The organism is Acidovorax sp. KPB24-03 (assembly GCF_057546605.1).
Genome location: NZ_BAAJYR010000537.1, coordinates 1 through 1,965 on the forward strand (window position 1 = coordinate 1; position 1,965 = coordinate 1,965).

Consider the following 1,965-nt stretch of genomic DNA (forward strand, 5'->3'; position numbering starts at 1 on the left):
GCGACCGGCGTGACGGGCGCCACTGGCGCGACAGGGGTGACCGGAGCCACGGGCACGACCGGCGCCACCGGCCCCCAAGGGATCCAGGGCGTGACCGGCGTCACGGGAGCGACGGGCGTGACCGGCCCGACAGGAACCACCGGAGCGACGGGGCCGACGGGGCCTCAAGGCGCTCAAGGCAATCAGGGAGTTCAAGGCATCCAGGGCGTGACCGGTGCCACGGGTGTGACCGGCGCCACAGGAGCGACCGGCGTGACGGGCGCCACTGGCGCAACGGGGGCCACGGGCAGCGTAGGCTCGTTGACCACATCCCAGTCTACGGCCACCAATTGCAACGGCGGTACTGGCGAGGACACCCGGACGGCGACCTGCAGCGCGGGCAACGTCGTGTCTGGCGGATGCAATTCGACCGACTTCCGCAACGTCATCGCATCATCCTATCGCTCGTCCGCAACGCAGTGGTCCTGCAAGTTCAACTGCACCGAAGTCGCCAACGTGGTGGCTGAAGCGTATTGCCAGTAACGCCCCTCCGTGAGGCATCCCGGGATATGAACGCCTTCGGCTTTCCGTGCCTGCGGGTGCCACGGCACCCACAGTGATCCGCCCCCGCATCTGCCTGAACATGATCGTGAAGAACGAGGCACCGGTGATCACCCGGTGCCTCGCTTCGGTGCGGCCGTTCATCGACCATTGGGTCATCGTGGACACGGGCTCCACGGACGGTACGCAGGACATCGTTCGCCGCTTCCTGCACGACCTTCCCGGCACCCTGCACGAGCGCCCGTGGAAGAACTTCGCGCACAACCGCAACGAGGCCCTGGAACTGGCCCGCCCGCATGCCGCCTACCTGCTGTTCATCGACGCCGATGAGCAGCTGCGCATGCCGGCGCAGTACCGGTGGCCGGCGCTCGACGCGGACGGCTACCTCTTCCTGTGCGATATGAACGGCTGGGAATACCAGCGCAACAGCATGGTGGCCACGCGCGTGGACTGGCGCTGGGAAGGCGTGCTGCACGAGTACCTGGCCGCGCCCTCGCACGGGCCCTGGCAGACGCTGGCGGGGCCGGTCATCGAGGTGGCCCATGACGGCGCGCGCGGGCGCGATCCCGACACCTACCTGCGCGACATCGCGGTGCTGGAGCAGGACCTGCGCGAGCACCCGGACAACACCCGCAATGTGTTCTATCTGGCGCAAAGCTACCGCGACGCGGGCCGCCTGCAGGACAGCCTGGAGTGGTACCGCCGCCGCGCCGGCATGGGCGGCTGGGAAGAGGAATCCTGGTACGCACTGTTCCAGGTGGCAGTGCTGACCGAGCGCCTGCAGATGCCCGACAGCGCGGTGCGCGACGCCTATCTCGCCGCCTACGCACAGCGGCCCCAGCGCGCCGAACCGCTGTGCGAGCTGGCGCGCTACCACCGCCTGCGGTCGGAGTTCGCGCTGGCGCACCTGTATGCCCAGCAGGCCGCGCGCATCCCGAGGCCGGCGGACATCCTGTTCGTGGACGGCGCGGTGTACGCCTGGCGCGCGCTGGACGAACTGGCCGTCAGTTCCTTCTACGCCCCCGGCGCGCAGGACCAGGGCCGGGACGCCTTGCGCCAACTGCTGCGCGATCAGCGCTTTCCGGCATCGGAGACCGCGCGCATGCAAGCCAATCGCACGTTCTACGGGCTGTGATGGCCCGCTGAGGGAACGGTCGCAGGCGCTGCGGCGCTCCCCACCGGCCACCCACCACGGGACGGTCTGCCGGCCCCAGCTACCGCGCCATGGGGCTGGCCACGTGCAGGCACCGATCGGTCTGCGCCAACCGCTTTTTTCCGCGCGGTGACAATGGCTGGATGCCCCTGCCTGCTTTCGTCACCCCCCTTGCCACCCGCCGCACCCTGCGCGCGCCAGGCCACCCGCCATGCACTCCATGAAACCGCCAGCGCCCCCTGCCCCGCCCGCCGGCTGGACGCGCCGCGCAT

At 69.8% G+C, this 1,965-nt stretch carries 2 protein-coding genes; one reads left to right on the forward strand and one right to left on the reverse strand.

Annotation, left to right across the window (positions count from 1 at the left end):
* Positions 1 to 191: 191 nt before the first annotated feature.
* The gene (locus AC27KI_RS23680) at positions 192 to 428 is read right to left on the reverse strand and encodes a hypothetical protein (protein ID WP_487090970.1); all 237 of its coding nucleotides are present in this window, start codon (positions 426 to 428) and stop codon (positions 192 to 194) included.
* 194 nt (positions 429 to 622) lie between these two features.
* On the opposite strand from AC27KI_RS23680, the gene AC27KI_RS23685 reads away from it, so the two are divergent.
* Positions 623 to 1,675 (forward strand): tetratricopeptide repeat protein, encoded by a 1,053-nt coding sequence (locus AC27KI_RS23685; protein WP_487090971.1) that lies wholly within the window; start codon positions 623 to 625, stop codon positions 1,673 to 1,675.
* The last annotated feature ends 290 nt before the right edge of the window (positions 1,676 to 1,965 follow it).

Coding starts and splice junctions, on each gene's coding strand:
- AC27KI_RS23685 (WP_487090971.1), top strand. CDS start 623: ATGATCGTGAAGAACGAGGCACCGGTGATCACCCGGTGCCTCGCTTCG.
- AC27KI_RS23680 (WP_487090970.1), bottom strand. CDS start 428: ATGACGTTGCGGAAGTCGGTCGAATTGCATCCGCCAGACACGACGTTG.